This is a genomic window from Sodalinema sp. (genome assembly GCF_046483825.1).
Lineage (GTDB): Bacteria > Cyanobacteriota > Cyanobacteriia > Cyanobacteriales > Geitlerinemataceae > Sodalinema.
In genome coordinates this window covers 1-15,738 of the sequence record NZ_JAWOCL010000289.1, presented here as the reverse complement: position 1 = coordinate 15,738, position 15,738 = coordinate 1, and the positions used below count along the sequence as shown (strand labels likewise).

General features: G+C 52.5%; 14 protein-coding genes and 2 pseudogenes. 6 read left to right on the top strand and 10 right to left on the bottom strand.

Going from position 1 to position 15,738, the window contains the following annotated elements; translation table 11 throughout:
• From R6U67_RS18540 to R6U67_RS18530, 3 genes are all read right to left on the bottom strand, one after another.
• Window positions 1-166: MerR family DNA-binding transcriptional regulator (locus R6U67_RS18540; protein WP_410253918.1), on the bottom strand; the 166-nt coding region annotated here is incomplete at its 3' end.
• A gap of 167 nt (window positions 167-333) precedes the next feature.
• Window positions 334-3,384, bottom strand: a complete 3,051-nt coding sequence (locus tag R6U67_RS18535; RefSeq protein ID WP_410253917.1) for a GAF domain-containing protein — start codon at window positions 3,382-3,384, stop codon at window positions 334-336.
• A gap of 548 nt (window positions 3,385-3,932) precedes the next feature.
• Window positions 3,933-4,067, bottom strand: a complete 135-nt coding sequence (locus tag R6U67_RS18530; RefSeq protein ID WP_410253916.1) for a hypothetical protein — start codon at window positions 4,065-4,067, stop codon at window positions 3,933-3,935.
• Here R6U67_RS18530 and R6U67_RS18525 point away from each other — a divergent pair.
• The 4 genes from R6U67_RS18525 to R6U67_RS18510 all read left to right on the top strand — a co-directional run bounded on the left by R6U67_RS18525 (window position 4,066) and on the right by R6U67_RS18510 (window position 5,860).
• Window positions 4,066-4,479, top strand: coding sequence for a PleD family two-component system response regulator (locus R6U67_RS18525; RefSeq protein ID WP_410253915.1), 414 nt, complete (start codon window positions 4,066-4,068; stop codon window positions 4,477-4,479). The genes R6U67_RS18530 and R6U67_RS18525 overlap by 2 nt on opposite strands.
• A gap of 60 nt (window positions 4,480-4,539) precedes the next feature.
• A complete protein-coding gene (locus R6U67_RS18520; RefSeq protein ID WP_410253914.1) occupies window positions 4,540-4,818 on the top strand; it encodes a hypothetical protein in 279 nt (92 codons plus the stop codon).
• Between the two features lie 123 nt (window positions 4,819-4,941).
• Window positions 4,942-5,133 (top strand): hypothetical protein, encoded by a 192-nt coding sequence (locus tag R6U67_RS18515; RefSeq protein WP_410253913.1) that lies wholly within the window; start codon window positions 4,942-4,944, stop codon window positions 5,131-5,133.
• A 49-nt stretch (window positions 5,134-5,182) separates the two neighbouring features.
• A complete protein-coding gene (locus tag R6U67_RS18510) occupies window positions 5,183-5,860 on the top strand; it encodes a class I SAM-dependent methyltransferase (protein ID WP_410253912.1) in 678 nt (225 codons plus the stop codon).
• A gap of 47 nt (window positions 5,861-5,907) precedes the next feature.
• Here the strand turns inward: R6U67_RS18510 and R6U67_RS18505 are convergent, their stop codons facing one another.
• From R6U67_RS18505 to R6U67_RS18490, 4 genes and pseudogenes are all read right to left on the bottom strand, one after another.
• Window positions 5,908-7,617: a methyl-accepting chemotaxis protein gene (locus R6U67_RS18505; RefSeq protein ID WP_410253911.1), complete on the bottom strand. Its 1,710-nt coding sequence runs from the start codon at window positions 7,615-7,617 to the stop codon at window positions 5,908-5,910.
• A gap of 269 nt (window positions 7,618-7,886) precedes the next feature.
• Window positions 7,887-9,059 carry a TRC40/GET3/ArsA family transport-energizing ATPase gene (locus R6U67_RS18500; RefSeq protein ID WP_087705376.1) on the bottom strand — a complete coding sequence of 391 codons (1,173 nt, stop codon included), beginning with the start codon at window positions 9,057-9,059 and terminating at the stop codon, window positions 7,887-7,889.
• 99 nt (window positions 9,060-9,158) lie between these two features.
• A pseudogene (locus R6U67_RS18495) lies at window positions 9,159-10,368 on the bottom strand (RNA-guided endonuclease InsQ/TnpB family protein).
• Window positions 10,369-10,495: 127 nt separating this feature from the next.
• The gene (locus R6U67_RS18490; protein ID WP_087705377.1) at window positions 10,496-10,900 is read right to left on the bottom strand and encodes a DUF2358 domain-containing protein; all 405 of its coding nucleotides are present in this window, start codon (window positions 10,898-10,900) and stop codon (window positions 10,496-10,498) included.
• A gap of 122 nt (window positions 10,901-11,022) precedes the next feature.
• On the opposite strand from R6U67_RS18490, the gene petE reads away from it, so the two are divergent.
• The gene (gene petE / locus R6U67_RS18485; RefSeq protein WP_087705378.1) at window positions 11,023-11,415 is read left to right on the top strand and encodes a plastocyanin; all 393 of its coding nucleotides are present in this window, start codon (window positions 11,023-11,025) and stop codon (window positions 11,413-11,415) included.
• Between the two features lie 67 nt (window positions 11,416-11,482).
• On the opposite strand, the gene R6U67_RS18480 is transcribed toward petE, so the two are convergent.
• Window positions 11,483-12,976 (bottom strand): MFS transporter, encoded by a 1,494-nt coding sequence (locus R6U67_RS18480; protein ID WP_410253910.1) that lies wholly within the window; start codon window positions 12,974-12,976, stop codon window positions 11,483-11,485.
• A 179-nt stretch (window positions 12,977-13,155) separates the two neighbouring features.
• On the opposite strand from R6U67_RS18480, the gene R6U67_RS18475 reads away from it, so the two are divergent.
• Complete coding sequence (locus R6U67_RS18475; protein WP_410253909.1) at window positions 13,156-14,298, top strand: transporter substrate-binding domain-containing protein; 1,143 nt, start codon at window positions 13,156-13,158, stop codon at window positions 14,296-14,298.
• 6 nt (window positions 14,299-14,304) lie between these two features.
• On the opposite strand, the gene R6U67_RS18470 is transcribed toward R6U67_RS18475, so the two are convergent.
• Together R6U67_RS18470 and R6U67_RS18465 are read right to left on the bottom strand one after the other, a co-directional pair.
• Window positions 14,305-14,994 (bottom strand): class I SAM-dependent methyltransferase, encoded by a 690-nt coding sequence (locus tag R6U67_RS18470; RefSeq protein WP_410253908.1) that lies wholly within the window; start codon window positions 14,992-14,994, stop codon window positions 14,305-14,307.
• 32 nt (window positions 14,995-15,026) lie between these two features.
• Window positions 15,027-15,738 (bottom strand): annotated as a pseudogene (locus tag R6U67_RS18465) (RNA-guided endonuclease InsQ/TnpB family protein); the annotation flags it as partial.

The window sequence follows — 15,738 nt, the reverse complement described above, 5'->3', positions numbered from 1 at the left end:
TGTACGCTCTGTGAGATTCAACACCGAGCCATTGAGACATAGAGTATCTCCGGTGTCCCGACGCTGTGCGCTCGGGGATTAATATCCCTTCTGATTCCCAACGTCTTAACGTCGATGGTGAGACTCCTTTGATTTTTGCGGCTTCGGAAATGCTAAACTTACTCATGATTTGATTATAGCTTAAAGCTTGAGTAAGTTTAAACAATTTTAGTGAGAAATTTAAACTCTGTCTCCAGCCCCCTCTTGCCTCTTGCCATCCCCTCTTGGGAGGGGTTAGGGGTGGGTTATGCCTCTTGCCTCTTGCCTTCTGTTCCCTGTTCCCTTCTTTTGCCCCTACAAATCCAACTCCGGCTGACGTAGAGGAATCTGCATAAAGAACTCCGTTCCCGTCCCTTCTTCTGACTCACACCAAATGCGGCCCTGGTGTTTCTCGACAATGATTTGATAGCCAATCGAGAGGCCTAACCCCGTTCCTTTGCCAACGGACTTGGTGGTAAAGAAGGGATCAAACAGTTTCTCTAGCATTTCCGACTTAATCCCCGGTCCATTGTCGCGAATCCGAATCGTGACACTGTCGGGATTCGTACAATTCTTCGCACCGGGAGTTAACCCACTACAAGTCGTCTCGGTACAAATCGTGATGGTGGGAGTCTCGGAAGATTGCGGACTACGCAAACCATGATCCTCGACGGCATCGATCGCATTGGCGATGATGTTCATAAACACCTGATTGAGCAATCCAGGGAAACAGTCGACTTTCGGCAAGTCGCCATAATACTTAATCACGCGAATCGGGGCCAGTTCTCCTTTACCTTTCAAGCGGTTATGGAGAATCAACAGGGTGCTTTCAATCCCCTCATGGATATCGACGGCCTTCACATCGGCCTCATCGAGGCGCGAGAAGTTCCGCAACGAGACGACAATCTGACGGATACGTTCAGCCCCCATTTTCATCGAATCGATTAACTTGGGTAAGTCTTCTTCGAGAAATTCCAGGTCAATATCCTCGATTTCGTCCTCAATCTCCTCAGGCGGATCGGGAATATGGCGTTGATAGAGGTCAATCAACCCCAGTAAGTCTTCGACATAGGTGCTGGCGTGGCTGATGTTGCCGGTAATGAAGTTAACAGGATTGTTGATTTCATGGGCAATCCCGGCCACCATCTGCCCTAAACTGGACATTTTCTCATGTTGGATTAACTGGGCCTCAGTTTGTTTGAGATGTTCCATGGCCTCTTGCAGTTGACGGGCCTGCGTTTGGGCCGCCAGGGCCGCCGCGCAGGTTTTGGCGTAGAGTTCGGCTTGATCGATGGCGATCGCCAACTGATCGACTACCGCCTGCAACAATTCCACCTCATTATCATTCCAAATGCGGCCATTGCCATGACTACAGGCGATCGCCCCAAACTGTCCAGAGCGAGTTCCCAACGGTAGAATCAACTGGGCCTTAACATCCAACGGTTCTAAAAAGGCCCGTGTCTCGTCGTCGGCCTGATCGAGATCATTCAACTGCACCGTTTCCAGTTGCCAAATTTTAGGAACCAGCCGTTCGGCCTGAGACATAAAGCTTTCGCCCAAAAAGCTGGGAATATCTTTCGCACAGGCTTCATGAGTGACCGCCAACGTCAGGGGAGACTCACCTTGTCCTGAACACCAGAGATAATAACAGCGGTCAATTTGCAGCAGACTACGGATTTCATGAACGGCCGTATCTAGGATCGTATCGAGATCTAGGGAATTGCGGATCTGTCCGGCGAGGCGAAACAGTAGGGATTTGCGGCGATTAACCAGGGCCTCACGCGCCCAGGAGCGATCGACCGATAAGCCGATGGTACTCGACAACCAATCCAGAACGCTGACCGCATCTTCGGTCCAGGGATGACAGCCACAAATTAACAGCACCCCTAAGAGGCGTTCTTCGACAATAAGCGGATAGAGAACCAATCCCTGAATGTTCTGATCGTTGGCCCATGCTGTTAGCTTCGCCACATCGAGAACGGACGGATCGAATCCTGAGTTGGGCAAAGCCGCCGCCGACTCTAAGGGGAAATCTTGGCCGATGCGATCGAGGCGATTATTGATATAGGGTTCGCGAATGTCGGCCACCCAACCCAAAAGGGATTCCTCTAATACTGTTGTTTTGGGAAACAGATCATCGGGGAGGGAGTCCCCGGTGTGGTTATGTTGCGCCAATGTCAGCGGTTGTTCGGTGCAGTCAAAGGTGGTTGTATCGGGGTCGTCGGCCTGAACGAGCCAAATTCCTACGGTTTTCGCCTGTAGATGGGTTAACAGGGCCTGAATGCTGCGATCGAGGCTTTCATCGAGGGTCTGACTTTGAGCCAGAGCGCTACTGACGGAACTGACCAGACTAGAGAGGTGGCTTTGTTCGAGCAAAACCGTCTCATTTTTTTTGTATTGGGTGACATCCCGGAAATAAATCGATAGCCGTTGGGGTTCTGGGTGCAGCCGCACTTCGAGCCAGATTCCCAGGGGATCGTAGTATTCCTCAAAATGGCGGCAGGTTTGGGTGTCAAAGGCGGCGTGACATTCTTGAGCGAAGACCGATTCAATCAAATCGGGGAAGGTTTCCCAGAGATTGGTATCTACGACTTCATTGCGGCGGATGTTCCAGAGTTTTTCGGCGCGACGGTTGACGTAGAGGAGTCGCCATTGGCGATCGACGGCGAAAAAGGCTTCGGTAATGGTTTCGAGGATGCTGAAGCGATTGGGGGTTTCATCCTGGGGAAAGCGAGAGATCTCATCATGGGACGATTGCGCCGCTGTCTTGGCGGGGAGGGGCAAATGATAGGGATTTTTGGCTAGGGGAACCGCACCGAGATAATGTTGGCTGCGGCTATCTTGCCAAGGAGAGCGTTGAAAATAGGTGCCAAAGTCTCGTAAGGCTCGCAGCGATCGCGTCGCTTGGCGGCTGAGGGTGGCCAGAGCTTTGCGCTGGGTTAAATCGAGTTGACGCGGTTCATCGTCGAGGACACAGAGGGTTCCCACGGTTGTTCCTTTGGGACTAACGAGGGGAATCCCACAATAGAAGCGATAGTGAGGAGAGCTGTTAATGAAGGGGCGATCGCGTAACTGGGGCTGTTGGCTTAAGTCTTCGATCACCGTCAGGCGATCGCGATCGAGGGTCACCTCACATAAATCAATACAGAGGCCAAACTGCTCAGGCGACATCCCCAACGCCGCTTTAATCCAACAGCGATACTGGCCCGGCGCGGTGTCCCCTAACCCTTGGCCAGCACTCGATCGCATCCCGTTGCTAAACACGATCGCTGCAACCGGAGCTTGGCAGATATAAGTGGCAAGTCGTGCGAGATCTTTGAACGCCTCATTGGGGTGTTCGTCAAACGCACAGGACGCTTCGGGCATGGCAACCTCTAACAATGCGCGCGATGGATGGGTGTGAGCTAACATAACAGTTGCCTCGACTGACAAGTAGAGCCATCAGGGGGTTAATCACGTTGTCTAGCTGAACATCCAGCTAAACCTGAGACCATTGTTGCAACTCAATCTCGTGAATGAGTGTCTCGAAAGCTCATAATCCGTAGATTGCGATCCTGCACCAGTTCAAGAGACGATGACGGGTTTGGCCCAGGGACACCCCTCAAACTCACCGATTGATCTACTTTTATCGCATCGAGGAACCCGGCCTTGGTCGCCCTACCTCTCTAGTTTACCTGATTGTCTTTAGATTTCGTAAAGATTTAATGAAATGCAAGGGTTGCTTTTTTAGTCGATTCTTGCTTGCCACTCCCGACAACTTACCGTAAGATTACCTACTCTGAACTGCAAATTATTAAAAAAAATTAAAAGCGAGAACGTTAGCTCAGGCCCCGCCGAGACGAAAAGAGATCTCAAGTTTTAAAACGCTTTTAACTGAGGCAGCTCAAAAATTGTTACCATGGCCACATAAACCGTTAAACCCTAGCCGATCGCACCTCCATCCCGACTCCGATTGAGGAGATTAGGTGTCCCTCGTACCATCCTTGAATCCGCTGCAACCAGGACTTGCGATCGCCGCAACGGGGACGTCCCTCTTGAGAGAACGCCATGCCTGTCAACTCCTTAAATTCCCCCACCATCCTCGCGGTCGATGACAGTCCCGTGATGCAAAAAACCATCCAACGGACTTTAGAAAAGCACTACCGCGTCATTCTAGCTGACAACGCCTTAGATGCCCTCAGCACCATCTATCACGAACGGATCGCCGTCGTCCTACTCGATGTGTCCATGCCCGACATTGATGGGTTAGAAATGTGTCGAACCGTCAGAAGTCTACCCCAGTTTGAAGATTTACCCATCATCATGCTGACGGCCCGAGACAAAGCCTTTGACAAAGTTAAAGGTCACCTAGCCGGGGCCACCGAATATCTAACCAAACCCTTTGATGGCGAACAACTCCTAGAAATCGTCGGCAAATATAGCCATCAGCACCAGCCTCAGCCCTCATCCTCAGGTAGCTAACGCCAATGTCTTACAATAGCCCTAAGTGATGGCCGTAAGCGCCCCAATCCTACAGACGCGATGAGTAACCCCTTCCCCGACCCCTTCAATGGCGGTCCCAACCCCTTTAACGATACACCGGGCCTCGCCGAGGATCCCGTTTATCAAAACTCCGAAACTCCCGACGGAGAATTTCCTGAAAACGCAGTCCAGCGTAGCGACAAGACCGCTTCAATCCTACGCCGCTACTTCAGCATTCTCGTCCTAGGAGGCCTCGTCCTCGGCCTGATTTTGTCCATCGGCGTCATCCGAGTCATTCAACATTTTGGTCTCAACGACGCCCCCGCGCAAGTCGATTAAGCCAAGTTTGGCTAAACTAGACCTAATAGACAGCTGCGGCCGCCAGGGCTAACTCAGCCTAGCCGGGTCGAAGTTGTCATCGTTCTTTTCCTTGCAGACCTGCACCTTGGTCGAAATACCATCATGAAACTACTCCTGTTTGTCCTCATCGTTGTCTACGCCGGCGGCGTCTGGAAGTTCTGGCAAGGCTTCCACCGCACCAGCTTCGAGAGAGGGATTGGCAATCAAATCGCCCTCTCGCTCATGTGGCCCGTCCTCTACCTTAGCAACAAGTCCTATCGTCAAAACTTTACCAAAGCCCTCAAAGGGCGCTAATCCCAGACTTGTCAGTTCCTGAAGTCTTGAGTCGTTACCGTCAATCCCCGTGAGCCAAATTCCCCTCAGCGATCGCCTAGCCCAACTCTCGCAGCGGTACAATCGAGACTATCGCGGCGACCCCTTCGAGGTTCCCGCCGAAGTCGAAGCCCTCGATCTGTTTCCCGACTGGGCCGCCGGAAAACTTCAACAGCGGATTGCTTCCCCCTTTTGGGACCTAGCCAAACCCAAAAAAAATCAGCGCTGTCTCGATCTTGGCTGCGGGGTCAGTTTCCTCATTTACCCCTGGATTACCTGGGATGCCCTCTTCTACGGGCGCGACATTAGCCGCGTCGCCTGTGATGCCCTCAAATCCCGCGCCCCACAACTCAACTCCAAACTCTTCAAAGGCGTAACCGTCGGTGGCGCCCATTTCCTAGAAGACTACGAGGCCAACTTCTTCGACCTCGTTATCGCCACCGGAGTCAGTTGTTACTTTCCTCTCGACTATTGGCAGCGGGTGATCGAAGCCGTGCAAACGGTCCTCAAACCCGGCGGCCAGTTCGTCTTCGATGTTCTCAACCCCGAAGCGCCTCTGGCTGAAGATTGGGCTATCTTAGAAACCTATCTCGGTAGCGAAGTCTTCCTCGAACCCCTCAGCGACTGGGAACGTCTGTTCAAGGCCCACAGCCAGAAAGTCAGCCGCCGCCCTGGAGAACTCTTTATGCTCTACAAACTCTCGTTTTAAGGCCGACTGATGGCTCTCAAGACTCACAACCCGAGCTATGAAGCCTATCAAGACGAGGTGACATCATCGAGGGCGCGTAACGTCTGCACCAGAGACTCGATTTCCTGAGCCTGGTGATGGTTCACCTGCGCAATGCGATTCGTCGTCTGGGCCACGGACTGAATTGACTCACGAACCGTCGCAAAGACTTCAGCGGTTTCCCCCGCAACGCGCACCCCAGAATCCGCTGTTTCCGTACCTAACTGCGTCGCCGTCGAAGTCGAGCGAATCGCCGTTTGGATCTCGGTGCTCAGATGACGAATCCGCTCGGCCGACTGATGACTCTGATCCGCCAGTTTCCGAATTTCGGCCGCCACCACCGCAAAGCCTTTGCCCTTCTCTCCGGCTCGGACCGCCTCAACGGCCGCATTCAGGGCTAACATATTCGTCTGTGAGGCCACATCCCCCACCAGCCGAGCAATGACACCGATGCGATCGGTACTCTCATTGAGCCGCTGCATCTCCTCTAAAATGTCCTGCACCTGTTGTCGCAGGGCCTGGGTCCCCGAAAGAGCGTTGGCTACGTCTTCGGCTCCCTGATACACGAGCTTCAAGGCTTCCTCAGAGGTCGATTCGGCTTGTTCCGATTGATGGGACACCTCACGGGCTGAGGATCTCAGTCGTTCAATCTGCTCCATGGCCGCCTGGAGATATTCCTCTTTTTGACTTTGCTGCTCTAAGGCGGCACTTTTGAGGGCCAGCAATTCTTGGGTTTCGTTGAGTTGCTGTTCCAAGTCTTCTGTTTGCACGATCGCCTGTCCCGCCAAGGGCCGCAACAACAGCACCATCACCCCACTCCCCACCAGAGTCAGGATGATGATTACCCCGGCCAGGTTACGGATATCCTCCATGATGCCCTGATAGAGTTCCTGGCTGTCGAGTTTGACCGCTAATGCCCAATCGTGATTGGTTAGGCGTAAGCTGGCGATCGCAATCTCCTCCTGTATCGTCGTTTCAACTAAACGCAGCCGAACCTCCCCAGCAACGGCCTCAGCTAACGCCTCCTCCAACGGCTGCTGATGTTCAAGTTCATCATCATCAAACAACAGCTCACTCCCACCGTTGCGTTGCCGGCCCAGAACAATCACGCCGCTGCTACCGAGCAGGTGTCCCTGATGGGTTAGACTCTCCAAATTAGAAATGTCAAATAACACCAAATCCGTTCCCACCCGTTGTTCTTGACCATTGAGAATCGGGGCCGCCACCAGGAGGGCATACTGACCATCCTCCAACCTCAAGGGAGACCCCAATTGGGCGTTTTGGGCTGATTGTTCTGGAATAATCCAGTCTCTTGTGGGGATGGTTCGCCCCACCTGCACCGCTAAATTATTATTGGCATCGAGACGAGTAATCCCGAGAATTTCAGGGGATTGGTTGAGAGCATCCCCTAAAATCCGTTGATTACTCGTCACAAAGGGTTCTCGCTCCAGTTCACCCTGATTATAGGCTTCAAGTTCTTGGCGGGCGCGAGTACGGCTCGTCACCTGCATGGCAATGTCCGTCAGGCGAGAGAGAATTTCCTGCACCGTTCGACCATGAGTGGTCGCCGCAAATTCTAAGTTACGCTGTTCCCCCTCTTTGAGTCGTTCGGACAGGGGAAGGATGGCCACCACAGCGACTAAGGCTGCGATCATAAAGATCCCCAAGGCTGATGTGCTGACTAAATAGCGTTGAAACTGCTTGGTATTCATGGCGCGTGCCATTTTGCGATTCTCCATGGGGCATCTCGATGGGAATGGGATGAGCTTGAACCCGTTAACAAGGCTCGCTCATGTCAGGGATTGTCTCACGTCGATTCTGGAGAGTACAACCACTCAGGTCGAGATGATTTTAATTGACCATGGTTCCGAGTTGCAGAAATCTCATCGGCCCAAAACCCGGCCAGCACCCAGGAGGCCACTCCAAGTCCACGTAGCCCCCTCTTGCCTCTTGCCTCTTGCCTCTTGCCTTCTCCCCCCTGTTCCCAGTTCCCTGTTCCCTGTTCCCTCTAACTAAACTGAATCCTCAAATAATCTTCATCCATTTTTGCCCCCGAAGGTTGTAGAGCCGCCAGAGCTTGAGGCAGGACCAAGTTGCGGCGGTGATTACCGATGCAAATGTTTAACTCATCGCCGGTTTTCGAGAGTTGGATTTTGTCCTTGGTGATGCCAGGTAAATATAACTCCAGACGATAAATTCCCTCTTCTTGAAAAACACGAATTGTATTTTCCTCGTAATAAACTTGGCTGGGGTCTTCGTCGCCATAGAGCGTCTCGCGCAAGCGTTGCAACGCTTCCATACCGCACATTTCCTCGGAGTATAACGGAACTTCTTTTACGGGCAAGGGATGGAAGTTTTCATGAATCTCTTGCTTATACACTTGCTGTTGTTCTTTCCAGCGCACGAAAAAGGGATCGGTGACATTGTCCGGGAGAATGCGGTTGGCAATCACTAAATCTGTGGCCACATTGTAGAGACTTAAATAGGCATGAGCGCGTAGAGACTCCTTAATCACCATCCGCTCTGGATTCATCACCAGACGCACTGTGGTTTGGCTGTTGTCGGTGAGGACTTTTTCTAGGGCTTCAATTTGCTCATAAAACTCATAGGGTGCATCCATGACGGCGCGATCGGGCAGGGAGAACCCCGCCAGGGGTTTAAACAACGGCTCAACCAGGGGACGTAGCGCCACAGAAATGCCCTGTAACGGCTTGTAAAACCGTCTCATATACCAGCCCCCCACTTCCGGCAAACTCAACAGTCTCAGAGCCGTTCCAGTCGGGGCTGAGTCAACGATCAGCACATCATATTCGCCCTCATCATAGTGGCGTTTCATCCGTACCAAGCCGAAAATTTCATCCATTCCCGGTAGGATGGCCAGTTCTTCGGCTTGCACGCCTTCTAAACCCCGAGCTTGCAGAACTTCAGTAATGTATTTCTGAACCGAACCCCAGTTCTCTGCTAATTCCACCAAAGCGTCTAACTCCGCCCCCCAGAGGTTCTCTTGAATCAGACGGGGTTCGTGACTGAGTTCTTGATCAAAACTGTCGGCCAGGGAGTGAGCCGGATCGGTGCTGAGAACCAGGGTTCGATAGCCCTTTTGGGCGCATTGCAGCCCGGTGGCGGCGGCGACTGAGGTTTTACCTACGCCGCCTTTGCCCGTCATGAGGATAATTCGCATCGTTGGGGTGAGTCCTTAATTCTGAGAAGTGCTACACATTTGTTAACCTTAACGTTTTTTGGCAGCGGCTGCGTCTATCACTCGTTAGAGATGGGTGAACTACCCGACACTCACGCTTCGCGTAGAGTGCGGGCTTCCCAGTTCAACGGCATGAGCCTCTACGGATGACTTCCGCCCCCGCTTTGGACTTACCTTGCCTCCCTGGGCAGTAGCGCTGGTTCCCAACGCTAGAATCCTTAGTCCTTCATCCCTGATGTTGATGGCGGCGTTGATGTCTCTGTCGTGTTTGGTCTGGCAGCTAGGGCATTCCCAGCTACGCACTGACATAGGTAGTCTACCGACTTGATGAAGGCATACGTGACAAGTCTTACTTGAGGGGAAAAACCGCCCAATCTCTAGGTAGATTTTCCCTTCTTTCTCGGCCTTGTACTTGATCAGCAAGAGTGAATTCTGCCCAGCCTGCATCGCTAATCGACTTGGCTAAGGAATGGTTTCTCACTAGGTTTTTGACGGCCAGGTCTTCCGTAATGATGACTTGGTTTTCGTCAACAAGTTTACGAGAGAGTTTGTGCTGGAAGTCTTGGCGGGTGTTGGCAATTCGCTCATGCACCCTGGCAACAATCTTGCGGGCTTTTTTGCGTTTGCCTGAGCCGTTCTGTTTTCGGGCTAGTTTCTGTTGCTTGCGCTTTAGGTTTTTAGCCCGCTTCGCTAGGTGTCTAGGATTGTCGTATTTTGAGCCGTCAGATGTGATAGCAAAGTGAGTTAGCCCTAAGTCAATACCAATCGCTTGGCCATCTGCGTTTGGCGCTGGCCCAGGAAGACCATCGTCAAACAACAACGAAGCGTGATATTTCCCCGCTTTGTTCAAACTGATGGTAACGGTTTTTAGTTTGCCCTCAAATGTGCGATGCAGCTTAGCGCTAACCGAGCCTATCTTAGGCAGTTTAATTTTGCCGTCAAGCAGCTTGACGTTTTGCGGGTACTGGATCGACTGCTTGCTATGCTTGCTCTTGAAGTTAGGGTATTTGGCCCTGCCCTCAAAAAAGTTGATAAACGCCCTAGAGAGATTCAAGCTAACCGATTGCAGCACTTGAGAATAACAATCCTTTAGCCAAGGATACTCAGTCTTGAGCGCTGGCAGACGGTCGTTGTAGGCCTGTCTAGACAAACCCTTGCCTGTGGCTTTGTAAGTTTCGTTATTCAAGGCCAGAGAATTATTCCAGAACCATCGAGCACAGCCAAAAGACTGCGCCAGCAACTCTTGCTGCTCAGGGGTGGGATAAATTCTGACCTTGACAACATTTCTCATGCTGGAATTCTACCACGAATGGCTTTAGTGATAACTTGTACTTGGCGATTCCGCTCCGCTACATCACCCTGGCTTTCATCCCGACGCTGACATGAGCAGGTACAGTGCGGGACTTCCCGCCGAGCAGTTAAAATTTTGGTGGAGAGGGGGGGGAGGTGAAGGGGATATGTTGTCGTAGCACCTGCCAGGGGGAGCAATGCCAGTAGTCGAGGTGACGGCTGATTTTCCCCTCGCTGTTTACGGTTAACTCGCTCCAGCCGGGGATGGAGATGCGGGGGAACCAGGGTAGGGGGGTGTTCCAGCTTAATGTCCAATCACTGCGGATGCGATCGCCCTCCTGGCAGAGATCATGTAACTCCAGATGAACCGCCTTAAACCAGGTGGCGATGAAGTGGATATTCTGACGGTAGCGATCGCAGCCACGAAATTCATTGAGAGGATCTTTAAAATAGACATCCTCAGCATAGATCTCGTAGGTCTGATTCTCAGGGAAGCGTTGGTAATCCTGGCGGAGAATATCAAGAAGCGTCATCAGGGGGCCTCAGGCGAGAATGAAAAAGAAATTTGACGGCTTGTCACTGCGATCGTACATTTTCCTTTACAATGATAGCTATGACGCTCCGTCATAGATGATTGAGATTGGCAAATAAGATAATGTCGAAACGTTTAATTCAAGCTTTCTTTGCAGTCGTGCTGGTTATCGGTAGCTTCGCGATGTCCGTGGCTCCTGCTGCCGCCGCCGATGTCACCATTAAAATGGGTGCCGACAATGGTATGTTAGCCTTCGAGCCGGCAACCGTAGAAGTCAGCCCTGGAGACACCGTGCATTGGGTCATTAACAAACTTCCCCCCCACAACGTTGTCTTTGATGAAGCCAATGCCCCCGATGCTGGCGTTGCCAAACAACTGTCTAACACGAAGTTAGCCTATTCCGCTGGCGATGGCTACGATGTGACCATCCCCGACGATGCGACTCCCGGAACCTACAACTACTTCTGCACCCCCCACCGTGGTGCAGGGATGATGGCGAAACTGGTCATCAAATAAGTTCGATCGCAGCCTCATCTGAGGCTAAGACTCGGATGATTGTCCAACTCCGAGTCTCTTTTAGCCCTCAATCTCCGGATTGGGGGCTTTTGGCTTGGGCCAGGCTCTCACGGCGTTCTCGCAGTCGTAGGATCACAGTTTCCTGAAGTTCGCGAGTAATCGGATAGTGGTACATCAGCAGCAAACCCATCATCAATAACAGGGCCGGAAGCGGGCCAACCACCAGACGAATAGCAAATAACGCCGACTCCGGTTGAGGGGGAATCGGCTCCCCAGGAGGAGGTTCGACAAACCCCGACAGTTCCAAAATAATCCCAGCCAACCAGATCCCTAATGCTAAGCCTGTTTTTTGCAGAAAGACCATTAAGGCGTAAAACGTCCCCTGACGTTGCTCGCCGGTGTTGAGTTCATCCAAGTCCGTGACATCGGTTAACATCGACCAAGGAATCAGATAGGCCGTCGAGACTCCCAAGCCTGCCAAAGCACAGAGGATATAGAGCCAGTCGACGCGATCGCTCGGCAGGAAAAACAGCAGTATCTGGGCGACAATCCAGCCACTCATGCCCGCAAAATAGGCACGTTTGCGTCCATACTTGTAGCTGATCCAACTCCAGAACACCAAAGCCAGCATCGCTGTCCCTTGAACCACCAGAGCGACGCTAAAGTAAGAATCCATCTCCATATAACTGACGGCATAGTAGGGAATAATGGCCGCCGTCAGTTGAAACGAGAGCCAAGAACACAGATAAATCCCAATGACATACCAAAACGGGCGACTTTGCAGCACATCCTTAAACTGAACCCAAATCGACCCCGAGGGCCGCAGATCGAGGTCTGAACCGGGTGAAGCTGCTCTCTGACGGGGATTAAAGGCTGTGGGATCGGTGGTTCCCCAAACGCACCAGTAGATGGGTAACACCGAGAGAATCGCACAAACCCCTCCCAGACTCAGATATTGGGCAATACTGTCATCGGGAAACCGCATGGCAAAAAATTGCCCCAACGCCAACGCCAAAATACTGCCACCAATCGAAAACAAGAAACGATAACTGGTGAGGCTGGTGCGTTCGTCGTAGTCTCGGCTCAATTCCGGGGTGAGAGCCGTATAGGGCAATGTGACCGCCGAGGAAACGGCGTTAAAGATAATGCTGATAACGGTGTAATAGATAAAACGCGCCCATTGGTTCAATCCAGGGTCTTCGCTGAAGGTGGGAACAATCCAATAGAGGAAGAAAAAGACCCCAAAGGGAATCGATGCGACCAACATCCAGGAATGGCGGCGACCCCAACGAGAGCGGGTGCGATCGCTGAGATAGCCAATAATCGGATCATTGACCGCATCCCAGATTTTACCAATGAGCAAGACTGTTCCCGCCAAAGCAGGACGCAGGTTGGCCACATTGGTTAGGAAGATCAAGAACGAGAACGCCAGCAAGGTGGCCGTAATCCCGGCCCCGGCATCTCCGGCCCCGTAGGCCAGTTTGGTTTTAAAGCTCAGCGATTTATGATTAGGCTGGGTTGGCGGCTCAGTCGACTCATCGTGCATTGGCTCATCGTGCATTGATAAAGAAGGGGCATCGTATATGGCACTGACTATTCTAGGCGATCGCCTCCCGGGAGCCGCTTAATGAGGGGTCGCTCTGGCCAATTGTCCCCAGCTTGCCCACTCATCAAGCCGAGATTGAATGGCCTCTGGGCTAATCTGTTGCAATACCATTGCAATACCATTGAGGTCAGAGGATGCCACCCTTGCGATTAAAAAACTCCCAGACTTGTCGCTATGTCCGTTGGTCTTGGCTCATCATGCTCATACTGGCCACTCTCTGTTGGCTTCCCGGACGGACGGCGGCTTCCGTCACCCTACCCTTAACGGAAGGTCCCCCCCTGCGAGTGGTCACGCGACCGCTTGCGCCCCTCGTGATCGAAGACAATGGCCAATATCAAGGATTTGTCATTGATCTCTGGCAGGAAATCAGTCGTCGCCTCAATGTCCCCTACGCGATCGAAGCCGTCGACAGCGTTGAGACGTTGCTTGAGGTGGTCGAGTCAAACGAGGCGGATATCGGCATTGGGGCCATCAGTATCACCGCTGAACGGGAACAACGGCTTAATTTCTCGCAACCGATTCTGGAGTCAGGCTTGCAGATTCTCGTCTCTGAGCAGAATCGAGGACTGTTGGGGCAACTTCAGCGAACCACCCTGGGGATTGTCTCCTCGCCCACCTTTTACGGGGCCATCGGTATCTTTATCCTGATTCTATTGCTGGTGGCTCATCTGATCTGGTTACTCGAACATCGGCATAATCCCGATTTTCCGCGACCTTATGCTTTGGGGATTTGGGAAGCGTTCTGGTGGGCCGCTGTCACGGTGACCACGGTCGGCTATGGGGATAAAACCCCGAAACGACCTCTCGGTAAACTGGTGGCTTTGTTATGGATGTGTGCTGGCTATTTTGTCTTTGGCTATTTTATTGCCAGTATGACCACGATTTTCACGGTAGATGGCTTACAGGGCGCGATTCAATCCCTGGATGATTTGGCTGGGCGACGGGTGGCGACGGTGGAATCGAGTACCGCCGCCGATTTTCTGGCCAACAGTCCCACGATTCCCCGGGAATATGCCGATCCTGAACAGATGTATCAGGCCTTGCAGCGAGGGGAGGTCGAGGCGATCGTCTATGATGCCCCAGTGTTACAGCATTTTGCCAGCCATGAGGGCGATCGCCAGGGAACACTCGTCGGCGGGATCTTTGAGCGTCAGTTCTATGGTTTTGCACTCCCGATCAATAGTCCCTACCTGAAACCGATTAATGTTGCCCTCTTGCAAACGATTGAGGATGGAACCTATGAACGATTGCGAGAGTTGTGGTTTGGGGGCCGTTGAGAGGGGTCACGACAGGTTTTGCGAGACTCGTTGGGAGACTCGTTGGTATTCTAGGCAAAGGGTGGGCCGCTTCGTTCCGCTAGGGCGGTGACGCTGAACCTCTTGCAGGCCTTGTTGAGAAATCTGTTGCAGTTCTGTCTCGGATAGAGGCCAGGGGGGTCCATCGGGTTCGGCCTCATCTTCGCGAACATTGGTAATCAGAAATAGGGTTCCCTCGGGGGCCAGGAGTTGGCAAATGGCGCTTATGGTTGGCTGGCGAACCGTCAGGGGGAGGGCTTGAATCGTGCGACATTCAAAGACGAGATCAAAGGCTTGTGAGTGAGTTTGGGCGAACTCGAATAAGTCGGCCACTTGATACTCCACCGAGGAGTTGGGGAATCGTTCCTGACACCAGGCGATCGCCGTCGGGGAAATATCAAAGGCTGTGACCTGATAGCCCCGTTCTGCCAAGGCTTCGGCATCATCGCCTAAGCCGCAGCCGACGACTAAGGCCCGTTGCGAGGGACTGGGGCGATCGCACTTATCTAACCAGGCCAACAGATGGGGGTTTGGCTGCATCTGCGCCCAAGGGATTGCCGCTGATTCTCCCTCAGCCGTGGTATACACCTGCTCAAACCAACGGGATGGATGGTCATCCTTCGTCGCCTTGGTGGCGATGTCGCGAATATACTCCCGGCGGGATTGAGGATCAGACATGGTGGATTTTCGTGAACAATCAACGTATTGAGTTTGACATCCTCTCCACGCAAATCAAAGATTATGCGTGGAGATTCCTTGGGTCGCCCCAAAGATTTCCTGCTTCAACAGGTGCCAGCTAGACTGAGCCAACTCAGTCCCCGCCGCATCCCCTCCACAGGCCATTTCAACCACCCGTTGCCCACGGGCAGCGATGACTTGTCCACTGGCCACATCACGGGGTTTGATAGACCCGCAGTTGTGGCAATGATGGATTCGGGTTGAAAGGTCTTTGCGAACCTCTGCCCCGCAATCCGGACACTCTTGAGACGTGCCTCGCGCATCAACTTTGCCGTAATACACATCACGTTTGAAGCATACCCATGGCAAGATTTGATTGGTAAACTGCCCTAACCCCGCGTCTAGCGTATGCTTGCCCAACATTCCCTTGGCCATGATGCGGAAGTCCAAATCTTCCACGAAAACCATCCCTGCGCCGTCGCAGAGGTGATGAGCCAGCTTAAAATGCCAGTCTTTTCGTGTGTCGGCAATGCGTTGATGGACTCTCGAAATTTTCTTCTGGAGCTTCAGCCAGTTGGCCGACCCCTTCTGCTTGTTCTTTAATCGGCGTTGCAGCGATTTCAGCTTGCGGTGCAGATGGTTGAAAAAGCGAGGTCGCTTGACCGGTTCTCCATCAGACGTTGAGAGAAAATACTCCAGACCGACATCAATCCCTACGGGATGTCCTTGAGGCATCACGTCGAG